General features: G+C 61.4%; 14 protein-coding genes. 3 read left to right on the top strand and 11 right to left on the bottom strand.

Annotated features, from left to right (window positions below; all coding sequences use genetic code 11):
• Position 1 precedes the first annotated feature (1 nt).
• The 4 genes from PWG15_RS36290 to PWG15_RS36275 form a co-directional block, all read right to left on the bottom strand.
• Positions 2-871 carry a carbohydrate ABC transporter permease gene (locus PWG15_RS36290; protein WP_275028053.1) on the bottom strand — a complete coding sequence of 290 codons (870 nt, stop codon included), beginning with the start codon at positions 869-871 and terminating at the stop codon, positions 2-4.
• On the bottom strand, positions 872-1792 hold the full coding sequence (locus PWG15_RS36285; protein WP_275028052.1) for a carbohydrate ABC transporter permease: 921 nt from the start codon (positions 1790-1792) through the stop codon (positions 872-874).
• 67 nt (positions 1793-1859) lie between these two features.
• Positions 1860-3188 carry an ABC transporter substrate-binding protein gene (locus PWG15_RS36280; protein WP_275028051.1) on the bottom strand — a complete coding sequence of 443 codons (1329 nt, stop codon included), beginning with the start codon at positions 3186-3188 and terminating at the stop codon, positions 1860-1862.
• Positions 3189-3208: 20 nt separating this feature from the next.
• Positions 3209-4294 carry an ABC transporter ATP-binding protein gene (locus PWG15_RS36275; protein ID WP_275028050.1) on the bottom strand — a complete coding sequence of 362 codons (1086 nt, stop codon included), beginning with the start codon at positions 4292-4294 and terminating at the stop codon, positions 3209-3211.
• A 110-nt stretch (positions 4295-4404) separates the two neighbouring features.
• Between PWG15_RS36275 and PWG15_RS36270 the strand changes: the two genes are divergently transcribed.
• Entirely contained in the window at positions 4405-5427 is a 1023-nt protein-coding gene (locus tag PWG15_RS36270; protein WP_275028048.1) for a LacI family DNA-binding transcriptional regulator, read from the top strand.
• 45 nt (positions 5428-5472) lie between these two features.
• Positions 5473-6489, top strand: coding sequence for a LacI family DNA-binding transcriptional regulator (locus tag PWG15_RS36265; RefSeq protein ID WP_275028161.1), 1017 nt, complete (start codon positions 5473-5475; stop codon positions 6487-6489).
• Between the two features lie 36 nt (positions 6490-6525).
• On the opposite strand, the gene PWG15_RS36260 is transcribed toward PWG15_RS36265, so the two are convergent.
• The 4 genes from PWG15_RS36260 to PWG15_RS36245 all read right to left on the bottom strand — a co-directional run bounded on the left by PWG15_RS36260 (position 6526) and on the right by PWG15_RS36245 (position 9466).
• Positions 6526-7257, bottom strand: a complete 732-nt coding sequence (locus tag PWG15_RS36260; protein WP_275028047.1) for an amino acid ABC transporter ATP-binding protein — start codon at positions 7255-7257, stop codon at positions 6526-6528.
• Positions 7238-7897, bottom strand: a complete 660-nt coding sequence (locus PWG15_RS36255) for an amino acid ABC transporter permease (protein ID WP_275028046.1) — start codon at positions 7895-7897, stop codon at positions 7238-7240. The genes PWG15_RS36260 and PWG15_RS36255 overlap by 20 nt, the downstream gene beginning before the upstream one ends.
• Positions 7894-8598, bottom strand: coding sequence for an amino acid ABC transporter permease (locus PWG15_RS36250; RefSeq protein ID WP_275028045.1), 705 nt, complete (start codon positions 8596-8598; stop codon positions 7894-7896). The genes PWG15_RS36255 and PWG15_RS36250 overlap by 4 nt, the downstream gene beginning before the upstream one ends.
• Positions 8599-8662: 64 nt before the next feature.
• Positions 8663-9466 carry a transporter substrate-binding domain-containing protein gene (locus tag PWG15_RS36245; protein ID WP_275028043.1) on the bottom strand — a complete coding sequence of 268 codons (804 nt, stop codon included), beginning with the start codon at positions 9464-9466 and terminating at the stop codon, positions 8663-8665.
• A 267-nt stretch (positions 9467-9733) separates the two neighbouring features.
• Here PWG15_RS36245 and PWG15_RS36240 point away from each other — a divergent pair, with 267 nt between their 5' ends.
• Positions 9734-10756, top strand: a complete 1023-nt coding sequence (locus tag PWG15_RS36240; RefSeq protein ID WP_275028042.1) for a LacI family DNA-binding transcriptional regulator — start codon at positions 9734-9736, stop codon at positions 10754-10756.
• Between the two features lie 40 nt (positions 10757-10796).
• Here PWG15_RS36240 and PWG15_RS36235 read toward each other — a convergent pair whose 3' ends face one another.
• The 3 genes from PWG15_RS36235 to PWG15_RS36225 are packed head-to-tail and all read right to left on the bottom strand — an operon-like array spanning position 10797 to position 14520.
• Entirely contained in the window at positions 10797-11897 is a 1101-nt protein-coding gene (locus PWG15_RS36235; protein ID WP_275028040.1) for an ABC transporter substrate-binding protein, read from the bottom strand.
• Between the two features lie 47 nt (positions 11898-11944).
• Complete coding sequence (locus PWG15_RS36230; RefSeq protein WP_275028038.1) at positions 11945-13006, bottom strand: ABC transporter permease; 1062 nt, start codon at positions 13004-13006, stop codon at positions 11945-11947.
• Positions 13007-13023: 17 nt separating this feature from the next.
• Positions 13024-14520 (bottom strand): sugar ABC transporter ATP-binding protein, encoded by a 1497-nt coding sequence (locus tag PWG15_RS36225; RefSeq protein WP_275028037.1) that lies wholly within the window; start codon positions 14518-14520, stop codon positions 13024-13026.
• Positions 14521-14541 lie beyond the last annotated feature (21 nt).

Here is a 14541-nt window from a genome sequence, read left to right as displayed (position 1 = left end):
GTCATCCTTTCACAGCGCCCGCGGTCATGCCTGTAATGATCTGTCTTGATGCGACAAAGGTGAAGATAATCGGAGGGATCGCCAGCAACATGCCGGTAGCCATGACGACACCCCAATCGATATCGTACTCGGTAAGCGAGTTCACAATCGTCACCGGTACAGTTCGGGTGTGCCTATTGGTCAAAGCGTTGCCGAGGAGAAATTCGTTCCAGGCAATGCGGAACGTGAAAATCGCCGCCGCCGCTAGTCCTGGGCGGATCACCGGCAGCACCACCAGGAAAAACACCTGCAACGGACCAGCACCATCCATCCGCGCCGCTTCCTCTAGCTGGATCGGCACCTGCACGATGAAGCTCTGCAGGATCCATATCACGAAGGGAAGATTCATCGCGACATAGACCAGAATCAGCCCGGCGAGGGTTCCATCGAGCCCGAACTGATAGGTCCAAATTCCAAATACGGGAACGAGGAGTACGGCCGGTGGCACCATGCGCATGATCAAAGTCGTAAGTGAAACCGCATCACGGCCCATGAAGCGGAAGCGTACGAGCGCGTACGCCGCCATGCATCCGACAACGAGCGTCAATGCGGTCGAAGTCAAACCCACGACCAGGGAATTTCCGAGCGAACGCGCGAAGGTCGGATCACAACGCCCAACATTCTGCGGCGAATACCAGAGCACGTCGCACAGCACCTTCTCGTAATTGTGCAGTGTCGGTAAGAAGATCAGGCCCGCGCCGTCGGACATGATCTCGACGTTCAGCCGCAGTGAAGTGAGAAACATCAACGCAATGGGCCCAACAGCCATCATCACCAGGACTGCCAGAAGTGCATAAAAAGAGGGGTTGGTTTGCTGGTCACGCGCGATCATCTATTTTTCGCCTTTCAGAGCTGCGGTCCGCAGTCGCGCCGCACGGCCTTCAATCACCTTATTGTAAGCAAACATGCCAAGCGTCAGCCCAAGGAGGAGGACAAGCAGCAGGTTCGACATTGCAGCAGCCAGCCCAAGCTCGCGAAACTCTGACGCTGTACGCGAAATGCGCAGCGAAACGATCTCGGTGGACAGACCTGGCCCTCCGTTCGTCAGTACCAGGATCACTTCGAGGACCTTGAACGCATCTATCAGCCGAAGCAAAGTCGCAACAACCAGGACGGGAAGCATCAACGGCAGCTTGATGTAGAGCACTTGCTGCCAGCCGGTCGCCCCATCGATCCTGGCAGCTTCCAATGTGGAGCGGGGGAGTGATTGAAGGGCCGCGAGCGATAAAATGAAAATGAACGGAGTCCACTGCCATATGTCTGCAATGATGACAGATGTAAGGGCCCATCGGCTCTCGGACAGCCAGGGGACCGGCTCGAAGCCGATAGACACCAACGTCCGGTTGAAGACGCCAACCGTCGGATGGTACATGTACCGCCACATCAATCCGACAACGATTGGCGCGATCATCATCGGCAGGATGAACAAGGTTTTCAGCACCGACAATCCGCGGATATTGCGATCCAGCAGCAGTGCCAGGCCGACGCCCAGCACCATCTCGGCGGCCACGACCACTCCCGCGAATGTGATGGTAACTGCGACACTCTCGTGAAACTGGGCGTCGCTGAAAAGTTTCAGATAGTTTCCGAGCCCTACCCAGTCCGCTTCACCGATCCGTTGACTGGGATTCCAGTTCAAGAAGCTAGCATAGATCATGTAGCCGATCGGGTAGAGCAACGCAGCGCCAAGAATGAGCGCCGCTGGCGCGAGAAATAGGTAAGGGGTCAGCCGATTTACGTTGGCGGCCTGCATCATGTCCTCCGAGTAGATTCCAAGCGGGCCGGCACCCGGCCCGCGTTCAGCGCGAAGTATGCTGACCTTACTGCCAGCTGTAATAGCCGGCCTCTTCCATGGAAGATCGGGCGCGTTCGGCAACCCCGTCGAGAGCGGTCTTTGCGTCAAGTCCCTCCGTGAGCACCTTGCTCAGCGCCGTTCCGAGATCACCATTGATCTTTCCCCAGGTTGGGATAATGGGGCGCCAGTCTGGATCCGCGTAAGTGAGCGCCTCGCCGAACGTTGCCATGTAGGGAAACTTGGCGTTAACGTCCGGGTCATCGTGCGTCGATCGGCGAATCGGGTTTCCGCCCTCCAGCGCAATCAGCTTGTCGGCATGTTTGGAGGTGAGCCACTGCAGGAGCAGGAACGCCGCTTCCTTGTGAGCGGCATTCTTTGGAATAGCCAAACCGAAGCCGCCCGTCTGGGAACCTCGTCGCACTCCCTTCGGATGCAGCGTCCAACCCACCTTGCCGACGACTTGGCTCTTCGTCGGATCGTTGACTTGTCCCGCGAAAACCGTGCTGTCCAGATACATAGCGGTTTTGCCTTGAAGAAAGGCCGTGCCAGCCTCGGCGAAGCCGAAGGTCTTGGCCCCCTCTGGCCCGCAGTCGACGATTTTCTTCAGGGCATTGGCCGCAGCTACGCCCTTCTCGTTATTGATGACCGGGTTCCAGTTTTCATCGAAGATGCGGCCCCCGAGCGGCGCTAGGTGCAACAGGAAGGCATGACTCGCATGCTGCCCGGATGCCGCACGGCTGGCGAGTCCGCCCATGCCTGGCTCAAGCTGGGGAATACGGCAGGCCAGTTCCAGGAGCTCCTCGTAAGTCTCTGGCACCTTCAAGCCGTGCTTCTCGAAAATATCCTTGCGGTAGCCAAGAACTGAAGTCTCCGCGCCGAACGGGAGCCCGAACAGCGAACCCGTCGGTCCCGGCAAGTATCCCTTGGTACCGCCTGCGATACCGATGTTCTGCACATAGCCATCAATAATGTCAGCGGCGTCATAGGTCGGGTCGGCAAGCTTCGGGTTCATGAAGTATTTTGCGAGGTTCTCGAGTTGATCGGCATACACGTAGTCGGCCTTCGAGAACACAACGTACGAAATCAGATCGTAATCGCCCTCGGCTTTGGTGAGCTCAAGCGTCTGCTTCTCGCGCATCTTAAGATACTCGAGTTGGTCGACCTCGACCTCGATCCCGGTCTCATCCGTAAACTGCGGCAAGACCTTGACCACGGCGTCATAGTGTGGATGTGCAGGGAAATTCACCACGAGCGTGGTGCCCTTGTACGCCTCGTACGGGTTTGCGCTGGCTGCTACGGTTTGTAGCAATATCCCGGCGAGTGCCCCTGCTAGAATGGTATTTAATCTGCGCATTCTCGTCCTCCCTTTAATGATCAAAGTCTCAATGTGGTCGTACGGTCGAAGATCAGAATGTCGTCGGTCACCACCTCGAACGTCGCCAAGTCCCCGGCTCGGGGGGAAATGGCAGACGGCAATTCGACAAGCACCTCCTCGCCGCTTGGCAACTTCGTGACGAGGGTCGTTTGCGCTCCAAGATATTCGGAAACGACCACCTGCAACTCGATGGGTGCGCCGGAGGCAGCGTCGAAAATGATGGAAGAGGGCCGAATGCCGAGTGTGACCTCGCTTGCCTTGTGAGGGCGGACCCGATTTGCCGTCTCCTCGGACAAAGGCAAGAGGAACCCGGCTCCGCGAGCCCAAAGGCGGCCTTTTTCCTCGACGAGCATGCCGTCGATGAAATTGATCGCCGGACTGCCGATAAAACCCGCAACGAACTTGTTGTTCGGCCGTTTGAAAAGCTCTTCGGGCGTTCCCTGTTGCTGAACGACTCCTTCGTTCATCACAACAATGCGATCGCCGAGGGTCATTGCTTCGACTTGGTCATGCGTGACATAGACCATGTTCTTTTGCAGCCGGTCGCGCATTTCGCCGAGCTCAGTTCGCATCTGGGCGCGCAACTTGGCGTCGAGATTCGACAGAGGTTCGTCAAAGAGAAAAGTCGACGCATCGCGCACCAAGGCTCTCCCCATCGCCACGCGCTGACGCTGCCCTCCAGAAAGTTCCGCCGGCTTGCGCTCGAGTAGGTGTGTGATGTTCAGCATCTTGGCCACCCGTTGGACGCGGGCGTCGATCTCAGGCCTGGGTACGCGGGCCAGGCGCAGACCAAAAGACATATTTCGCGCGATATTCATGTGCGGATACAGCGCGTAGTCCTGGAACACCATCGCGATGTCGCGTTCCTTCGGCTCCAGCCGACCGATTGCGCGATCATCGAAATAAATCTCGCCGCCACTCAACTGTTCCAATCCGGCAAGAATCCTCAGAGTGGTCGACTTTCCACAACCGGAGGGCCCGACGAGAACGGTAAACTCGCCGTTCTCCAGGGTCAGGTCGATTGGCGGCAGAACTTCAAGCGACCCAAATCTCTTGGTGACGTGTTCAAATACGATCTGCGGCACAGGGTTCCTCCAGTGGTTTTGTTATCGATAACAATGGCGTATATTCTGGACACGAGGAAGATTTCGATCTGGGGAATCAGCGTTACCGATAACGTTGCTGGGAGGCGCCGGTGCGAAGAAAACGTGGTTGTACGACAGTCGATATAGCGAGGGCACTCGGCGTGAGCACAATGAGCGTATCGCGCGCCCTCCGAGGCATCGAAGGCGTGTCAGAGAGCACCCGCTCGGCAATCTTGCGGATGGCCGAAGTGATGAATTACGTTCCCGACAGCACGGCTCGGGCGCTCAGCCAGCCTTGCTCGAACCTGATTGGTATTTCCGTTCCGACACTATTCAATGACGTCTTCGCGGAAATATTGGAAGGAACCCGCAGCACATTCCAGTCTGCGGGTTATGAAACAGTAATCGATACAACCGACTACAATCCGGCAGCAGAGCTGGCATGGGTTGAACGGGTCCTGTCCTGGCGACCGGCTGCCATGATTATCACGGGCGCCCACTCGGATCCGCAACTGCGTCATTGCCTGAAACTGCGAGGCGTACCCACTCTCGAGTTGTGGCAATATACAGACGATCCTATCGATATTTGCGTGGGCATCGACCACCATGCCGCCGGCCTTGCGATAGGGAGGTACGTATTCAGACTTGGCTATCGGCGGCCCGCTTTCGTCGGCGCACCGGTATCTCGCGATCCGCGCGCCGAAGAGCGCCTGGCTGGTTTCATGGCGGCCTTCGGAACTACCACAAGGCGAGAGGCGGCGATAGCACGGCCTATCGAGACGAATGCATTTGAGGCTGGCCGGTCCGGCACGCTAACGTTGTTCGCTGAAACGCGCGAGTATAAGCCGGACGTCATCTTCTATCTCAATGATCATCTGGCGTTCGGCGGGTTAACGGCTTGCCAGTCGCTCGGATTGCAGGTTCCACAGGACATCGGAATCGTCGGCTTTAACGCGCTCGGGTTAACCAAAGTACTGCCGGTGCCGGTAACAACCGTTTCCACCCCACGCAGATTGATGGGTGTCATGGGAGCACGCAATCTGCTGGCGCGCATCAGAGGTGCCAAAGTTCCAAACAGCATCTGCCTGCCCGTCGAAATCATTTCGGGTCAGACAACGCGCTTGCAATTCTGAGTCAAACTGGCTGTACTAGTCTTGATAACGATAACATGGATGCAAATGGATACGATCCGCAAGCCCCCGACGATGGCCGATGTGGCGCGGCGAACCGGCGTTTCGCCAATGACCGTTTCGCGTGCCTTCAAGCGTGACAGTTCCGTCAGCCAGGAGACCCGCGAGGCGGTGCTGCATGCTGCCGAGGAACTCGGTTATGTCTTCGACAGCACCGCCTCCAATTTGCGTTCGCAGCGCACGGATTTCATCGCGGTGACAATCCCGTCGATCAACAATGCCAACTTCGCCGACACGGTCCGGGCGCTTTCGGACCGTGTTTCGGAACGAGGCCTGCAGATCCTGCTCGGCTACACCAATTATGACGTCCGGGAGGAAGAGCGGCTGATCGAGCAGTTGCTGCGTCGCAAGCCTGAAGCGATCGTGGTGACCGGTGGCAAGCACACCCCGCGCGCCCGAAAACTGCTGGCGAACGCCGGCATCCCGGTCATCGAAACCTGGGACCTGCCCGATGAGCCGATCGGCCATGTTGTCGGCTTCTCCAACGCGCAAGCAGTGCGCGAAATGGTCGACCACTTCGTCGCCGTTGGCTACTGCAAGATCGCCTTCATCGGCGGCGACGCCTCCCGGGACACGCGCGGTACCGATCGTCGTTCCGGCTTCATAGCTGCCCTGATCCACCATGGTTTGGATACCTCACGCCTGATCGCCGCCGGTCCACCACCGATCTCTATGCGCGAAGGCGCCAACGCCATGGGGCAATTGCTCGAGCGCTTTCCAGACACGGACGCGGTGATCTGCGTCTCCGACCTTTCCGCCTTCGGGGCACTCACCGAATGCCAGCGGCGCGGCATCGCGGTACCCGATAGAATCGCTATCGGCGGCTTCGGCGATTACGAGATCGGCGCAATCTGCGTGCCGAGTCTGACGACGATCAACGCCTTTGCCAGCCAGATCGGCGCGAAGACGGCGGAACTGATCCTTGACGTGCTCGATGGCAAGCTCGACCAGCCGGGGCGAGTGACGATCCGCCCCGATCTGATCCTGCGGCAAACCAGCCGATAGGCCCTGCACCGAACTCAAGCGACGGCGCAGAAGCCATCATTTGACGTCGGATTTCACGAACTGCCGCAGTTCCGGCGTCTGAGGATTGGCGAAGAGCGCGGCGGACGGTCCCTGCTCCCAGATCTTCCCCTTGTGCATGAAGATCGTCTGGGTGGCGACGCGGCGGGCAAAGCCCATTTCGTGCGTGACGAGGATCATCGTCATGCCGTCGCGGGCAAGGTTCTCCATCACCGTCAGCACTTCCTCGGTCAGTTCCGGGTCGAGCGCCGAGGTCACCTCGTCGAAGAGCATGACCTTCGGCCGCATGGCCAGCGAGCGGGCGATGGCGACGCGCTGCTGTTGGCCGCCGGAAAGCTGGTCCGGATAGGAATCGAACTTTTCCGACAGCCCGACGAGTTGCAGCACCTCGCGAGCGACTTCCCGCGCCTTCGCCTTCGCCACGTCCTTGACGATCCGCGGTGCCAGCATGATGTTTTCACCGACCGTCAGATGCGGAAAGAGATTGTAGCTCTGGAAGACGATGCCGACGTCGGTGCGCAGCTTGCGAAGCGCCTTGGCATCTTCCCCCAGCACGTGGCCGGCGATCTCGATCTTGCCCGAATTGATCTTTTCGAGGCCGTTCATGCAGCGCAGCAGCGTGCTTTTGCCCGAGCCCGACCGGCCGATCAACGCAAAGACTTCGCCGCGTTCGACAGTCAGCGACACGCCCTTGAGGACTTCGAGAGCACCGAAGCTCTTGTGGACGTTTTCAACGATTACTTCCGGCATGGAGCCTCCTTTCCAGCAAACGCGACAGCTGGGACAATGGATAACAGACGACGAAATAGAGGGCGGCCACAGCCAGGAAGACGCGGAACGGCTGGAACGTCGCATTGTTGATGAGCTGGCCGGCCCGGGCGAGTTCGACGAAACCGATGATCGAGGTGATCGAGGTGTTCTTCACCACCTGGACGGCGAAACCGACGGTCGGCGGCAGGGAGATGCGCATGGCCTGCGGCAGGACCACATAGCGATATTGCTGCAGCCTCGTCATGGCGAGCGATTCCGACGCCTCCCACTGCTGCTTCGGTACGGCCTGGATGCAGCCCCGCCAGATCTCGGCAAGATAACCGGACGCGTAGATCGTCATCGAGGCCCCGGCGGCAATGAGCGGCGGCAGTTCGAAGCCGGCGAGGCTCAGGCCGTAATAAGAGAGGAACAGGATCATCAGCACCGGAATGCCCTGGATGATCTGGATATAGGTGGCGGCGGCAATCCGCACCGGCTTCAGCTGCGAGGTACGGGCGAGCGCAACCGCAAAGCCGAGAAGACCGCCGCCGATCAACGCGATCACAGTCAAAATTATCGTCCACTGCAACGAATAGAGAAGGAAGCCGAACTGATCGAGGCCAAAGGTCTTGAGGGTCATGCCTGCACCTCCGGAAGGGCCGTCATCGTTTTCCGCGCGACCCGGCGGCCGAAAAGCCACATGCCGACCAGTGCAAGGACGGCGCGCAGCGCCAGCGCCAGCGCGAGGTAGATCAGCGTGACGGCGATATAGATTTCGAAGGATCGGTAGGTCTGCGATTCGATGAAGGCGGCCGAAGCGGCAAGCTCCTGGGTCGAGATCGCCGAGCAGATGCTGGAGGCCAGCATCATCAGCACGAACTGGCTGCAGAGCGCCGGATAGACCTTGGCGATCGCCGGCACGATGATGACGTGGCGATAGATCTGGAAGCGGGTGAAGCCGAGCGCCTCACCGGCCTCGATCTGCGACTTGTGGATCGCCTCGATGCCGGCGCGGATGATCTCCGTCGAATAGGCGGCCAGGTTGATCGTCATGCCGATCAGCGCTGCCGTATCGGCGCCGACGCGAAGGCCGAGACCCGGCAGGCCGAAATAGACGATGAAGAGCTGAACCAGGAAGGGCGTGTTGCGGATGATCTCGACATAGGCATCGACGAGAAAGCGGACCGCACCGCCCCAGATGGAGCGGACCGAGGCAAGCAGGATGCCGGCGGCACAGCCGAGGATGATCGACAGCACCGAAATCTTGATCGTCAGCCAGATGCCGCTCAGGATCTGATCCTGGTACTGGGCCAGCACACCGAATTGAAACGTGTAGGACATGGGAACTCCGTAGACGTAAGGGAAGCCGCCGGGGCATTCGCCGGCGGCTCCTTGGGAGAAGCCATCAGAACGTCGGGAGCACCGGCATCGGACGACCGGTCCACTTCGTCGCGATCTTGTCGAGATCGCCGGAAATCTTCATCAGGTAGATGGCGGTGTTGAGCCATTGGCGGATCTCGAAGTCCTCCATCCGCGTCGCCATCGAATTACCCTGCTGGAAGAAGGTGAAGCCGACCTGCAGGCCGGCATCCGGGCGCTGCTTGATGATTGCGTCGCCGACCGTCGAGGGCAGCGCGACCGCATCGACCTGGCCGGCGATCAGCGCCTGGGCACTGGTCGAATCATCCTCGTAGACGACGATTTCCAGGCCGGGAACCGCCGCCTTGCGGAGCGCCGTCTCCTGCGACGAGCCGCGGTTGACGGCGACGCGCTTGCCTTCAAGATCGGCGAGCTTGGCAAATTTCTGGTCGGGACCGGAGATGATGTCCATGTTGAAGGCGCTGTAGGGCTGGGTGAACATCACCGTTTTGGCGCGCTCCCCGGTCGGCGCCAAGGTGGCGACGAGAAAATCGACCTTGCCGGTCTGCAGCGCCGGAATGCGGGCCGGCGGCGTCAGCGGCACGAGCTCGACCGGCAGCGACAGATAGCCGGCGATCAGGTTCGCCACGTCGACGTCGTAGCCAGTCGGGTTGCCCTGCTCGTCGACCATGCCCATCGGCGGCGCGCCGGTGAGCACGCCAATGCGCACCGTACCGCGCGAGATGATGTCGTTTAGCGTGACGGCCTGCGCTTCGACAGCAGAAGTCAAACCTGCCACGGCTATCCCAATCGCCGTTAGAACGGCGCGAATGCTATTTGAGAATCTCATCAGATGCTCCTCCACAAGATGATGTTCCGGCACGGCAAATCGCTTGTTTGCGAGAGGCTCCTACCTCGAAGCCTTACCAAACCACAACTGAGCGCCGGCCTCTCCCTCGCCTGCAGAAAGCATCACCTTCTAGGTCACCCCCATGCCGCTTAGTCGGCATGGGCATTGCGTTCTGCAAGCGTATAGGTTATCGCTAACCTAAGCTTACGTTATCGATAACATTGGCTCCCGTCAAGCGGGATTGTAAGACCGAAAGAGGGACGACAAATGGGTCACGAGCGCCGCAAGCCCGTCACGCTACTTGAGGTAGCCGCAAAGGCCGGGGTGAGCAGAATGACCGTTTCGAAAGTGTTGCGGGAAGTCGGCAACATATCCGACGATACTCGGCAAAGAGTAAAGCAAGCCGCCGCCGAGCTCGGCTATCTGCCGAACAATCTTGCGGGTTCGCTGAGTTCACGCAAAAGCCGGATGGTGGCGGTCATCATCCCGTCGATCAGCGATATCGTGTTCTCGGAAGTGCTGAGCGGGGTGAATGCCGTCCTCAGACCGACAGGGTTTCAGACGTTCATCGGGGAATCGGGCTTCGAGCCCGAGACCGAAACCGAGCTCATCCGCGCCATGCTGTCGTTCCGGCCGGCCGGCATCCTGCTTAACGGCGGCATGGCGCGAAGCGCGGATGCGGAAAGTCTGCTGGCGCGGCGAACCTGCCCGGCGATCCAGCTCTGGGATTGCGACAGGCGCGCGTTGGATTTCAGCGCCGGCCCATCGCATGAGGAAGCGGGGCACCTGGTTGCGAAGCATTTTCTCGAGCGCGGGTTGAGGCGCATCGCCTATGTGGGTGCCGAGCTCGGCAAGGACCTCTGTGCCCGCCGCCGCCATTTGGCCCTGAAGTCGGCGCTTGCCGCCGCAGGCATCGACCTCGTCAGCGTGACCGCCGAAGAAAGACCGCGGCAGGCGGTCACGGGACGCTTTCTGACCGAGCAGTTGCTGCGAACGCATCCCGAGGTCGAGGCGATCCACTTTCTCAATGACGCGATGGCGCTCGGCGGTCTCTCCTACCTGCACGGAGCCCGCCTCCCGGTGCCCGAGCGGATCTCCGTGGTCGGTTTCAACGGCACGTCGCTCGCCAACGCGGTCAGAACGCGGCTCACCACGATCGACGTACCGCGAACGGAGATCGGCGAGAAAGCCGCCCAGGCGTTGCTGCAGATGATCGCGGAGGAGACCGTGCCGGACGTCTGGGAGGCCCCGCTCGCATTGCTGCAGGGCAATACCACCGTGGCCGCTTAAGAAAAAAAGGCGCCATTCGCGGCGCCCCAGTCCTGGGAGATTACATCTTGCCCCAAAGCTTCTTGTACTGATCGCGATAGCCGTTATCGGGATCAAAGGTGTTCTTGGGGCCGCCGTCGAACTCGACATTGTCGGCCGTCACCACATGCAGCGGCGACAGATAACCCGACCATTTTTCGCCGGCCAAGGCGCGATTCAGTTCGTCGACGAGCTGCCAGCCCTGCAGGTTCAGGGGCTCGGCGACCGTCACCTTCTGGAACTGACCGGCGCGGATGCGCTGATAGGCGGATTCCGAGCCGTCGCCGGCCGCGACGTTGATCGGCGCATCGGTGCCGCCCTTGCCGGCGGCGGCGAGCGACGGCCCCATGAAGTCGAAATAGAGGTCGTTGATCGCCAGCGAATGGGTCCACTGGTCGCCGTATTTTTGCAGCAGCGATGTCGTCAGCTGCGGCATGCGCTGCGACGTCTCGGCGATCGGCGTGTCGACATATTCGAGCACCTTGCCACCGAGCGCCTCGATCTCCGCCTTCATCTTATCGGCCTTGGCGATGGCGATCGCATAGGTCGAGTCGGTGAAGATCACCACGCCCGGCTTGCCCTTGGCATCGACGAAGGCCCAGTTGGCGGCAGCCTTCGACACTTCCATCGCGTCGGTGCTGACATTGGCGAAGAGCCCGGTCTTGTCGTCCGGGCCGATCACCGGGCCCGCATGCCAGGCGACGAGCGGGATGCCGGCGGCCTTGGCCTGTTCCAACGCCGGCGCCTGCTCGACGGCGTCGAAGCCGTTGATGATGATGCCGGCCGGCTTCAGCGCCATCGCCTGGCCGAAGGCCGCCGTGCGGCCGCCGATCGAGCCGGCGCCGTCGATCACCTTCACCTCCCAGCCGATCGCCGTGGCCGCCTCTTCGACGCCGGTGGTGACGCCGAGGATGCCGCCGTTCTTCAGGTCACCGGCGAGCACGACGATGGTCTTGCCGTCCTGGGCCTTCGGGCCTGCCGTCGGCCCGTCCCAGGCGGTCACCTTCTCCGCATACTTCGTGACGATCGCCTGAGCATCGCCCATCGGATCGGCAAGCGCGACATTGGCGCCCATCAACGCAATTGCCGCAACCGTCCCTGCCATGAAAGTCCTGCGTTTCATTTACCCTTCCTCCCTTGGGTTCGTTATCTGATGCAGATCTTTGGAATTCACTTCGTTCCGGCTGGCTCCGGGGACGCTGCCGGCGGCTTGCGCGCCACAGTCCCCCTCCTGCGCTGCGCGTAGCCGGCGATGCCGATCGCAACGAGCAGCGTGACGCCGTTGAACAGTGGTTCGACGAAGAACGAGCCGCCGATTTGCTGGATGCCGGAGATGCCGACCGCCAGGATGATGACGCCGATCATCGTGCCCCAGACATTGACGCGGCCGGGCTTGATGGTGGTCGAGCCGAGGAAGGCGCCGACGAGGGCGGGCAGCAGGTATTCGAGACCGACGCTCGCCTGGCCGATCCGGAGCTTCGAGGCGAGCAGCACGCCGGCAAGCGCGGCGAGCGTGCCGGACGAGACGAAGGCGCCGATGACGAAGCGGCGGACCGGGATACCATTCAGGGCCGCCGCCTTGGGATTGGCGCCGATGGCGTAGACATAGCGGCCGATCGGCAGATATTCGAGGACCAGCCACAGCACCAGCGCCAGCACGAGGACGTAGAAGCCGGTGATCGGCAGGCCGAGCAGCATCGTGCCGTTCAACGAATAGAAGCCTTCCGGCAGCACGCCGACCACCTGCCGGCCCCCGGTGTGCCAGAGCGCCAGTGCATAGAGGATGGTTCCGGTGCCGAGCGTGGCGATGAAGGAGTCGATCCGCGCCACCTCGACGAGCAGGCCGTTCAGGAAACCGGTGAGCGCGCCCAAGAGCAGGACGACCAGCACGGCGACCGGCCAGGGCACGCCGAACATCGTCTGCAGGCTGATCGCCAGGATGTGCCATAGCACGATGCCGTAGCCGACCGTCAGGTCGATGCGTCCGGAGGCCATCGGGATCATCGCCGCCAGCGACAGGATGGCGATGATCGCCTTGTCGGAGATGATCGAGCGGACGTTGAGGACCGTCGGGAAGGTCTGCGGCAGGAGCAGCGAGAACAACACGATCAGCAGCAGCGTCAGGATGACGAGACCGTAGACCGGCAGGAAGCGGATGAGCTTCTGCGCCAGGCTGAGGCCGGAAAGCTCGCCGCGGGTCGGTTCAAGCGCGGTGGATTCGATCGACTGCATGTTCTTCTCCCGGAAACTCAGGCGGCTTCGGAGGCCGAGGCGGCGGCGATCACCGCCGAGGTCGTCAGTTCTTCGCCCTTCAGCTCGCGGACGATGCGTCCGCGCGAAAAGACCAGGGCGCGATGGCAGATGTGGGCGATTTCCTCGAAATCGGTCGAGACCACGACGACCGCGAGACCCGCCTCGAGCGCCCGGGCGATCAGCCGGTAGATGTCGGCCTTGGCGCCGACGTCGACGCCCGCGGTCGGATCCTCGGCAACAAGCAGCTTGCGGCCGGTCGCCAGCCAGCGGCCGACCACGACCTTCTGCTGGTTGCCGCCGGACAGCGCTTCGATCGGCAGGCTCTGGTCGTTCGGCCTTAAGCCCACGCTGTCGCCGATCGCCTCCGCGAGTACGGCCTCCTTCGAGGGGGCGAGGACCGAAAACAGACCGCGGCCCGAGGCCTGTGGATTGAGGAAGGTGTTCTCGCGCAGCGACAGCGACATGGCGACCGATTCTTCCGTTCGGTCGCGGGCGATCAGGCCGACGCCGGAGCGCATCGCCGCCACCGGACCTGAGAGGTCGGGGGGCTCGCCGCCGATCGTGATCGTTCCCGAAAACGGCTGGCAGCCGAACAGAGCCCGGCCGACCAATTCCTGACCGGCGCCGCGCAGGCCGACGAGCCCGATGAGTTCGCCCTTGAGCACGTCGAAGGAGACCGGCCCTACGCCCTGGCAGGCGAGCTGCCTGACGCTGACGACCGCTTCGCCCGGCGTACTCGCCGCCTTGACGAAGAGCTGATCGGCCTTGCGCCCGACGATCATTTCGATGAGTTCGTCCGGGTTCGTCTCGGCGACCGGCTTCTGGCCGACGAGGCGGCCGTCGCGCAGCACCGCAACGCGGTCGGCGATGCGGAAGATCTCGTCGAGACGATGCGAGACGTAGATCATCGCGACGCCGCGCTCTTTCAGCGGCCGGATGGCGTTGAAGAGTCGCTCCACCTCGTCCGCCGGAAGGCTGGCCGTGGGCTCGTCGAGCACCAGCACATCCGCCTCGACGGCCAGGGCCCGTGCGATCGCCACCAGCGATTTTTCCGTTCGCGTCAGCGCCTGAACGCGGGTCGAGGGATCGAATTCGCAGCCGACGAGACGCAAGGCCTCGCGCGCCCGCTCCTCGGTGCGCCGCCAGTCGATCAGCCGGGTCCGCATCGAGAACCCCTGCGCCAAGCCGACATTCTCGGCGACCGTCATCCATTCGATGAGGCCGAGATCCTGGTGGATGAAGGCGACCGGCTGCCGCTTGTTCGGTTTCGGCGGCTGGTTGACATAGGGCTCGCCGCGGAACCTTATCTCGCCGCCGTCGGGCCGGTAGATGCCGGCAAGCGTCTTGATCAGCGTCGACTTGCCGGCGCCGTTCTCGCCGAGAAGTGCCAGGATTTCACCGGCCTCGAGGTCGAGCGACACCTGCGACAGGGCCCGGGTGCCGCCGAACTCCTTGGTGATGGTGCGGAACTCCAAAAGCTTTTCACCATCCATGCGCTCCTCCCAAAGCCGATT

Origin of the sequence: Ensifer adhaerens (assembly GCF_028993555.1) — a bacterium.
Lineage (GTDB): Bacteria > Pseudomonadota > Alphaproteobacteria > Rhizobiales > Rhizobiaceae > Ensifer > Ensifer adhaerens_I.
This window is presented reverse-complemented; position numbering and strand designations above follow the sequence as displayed.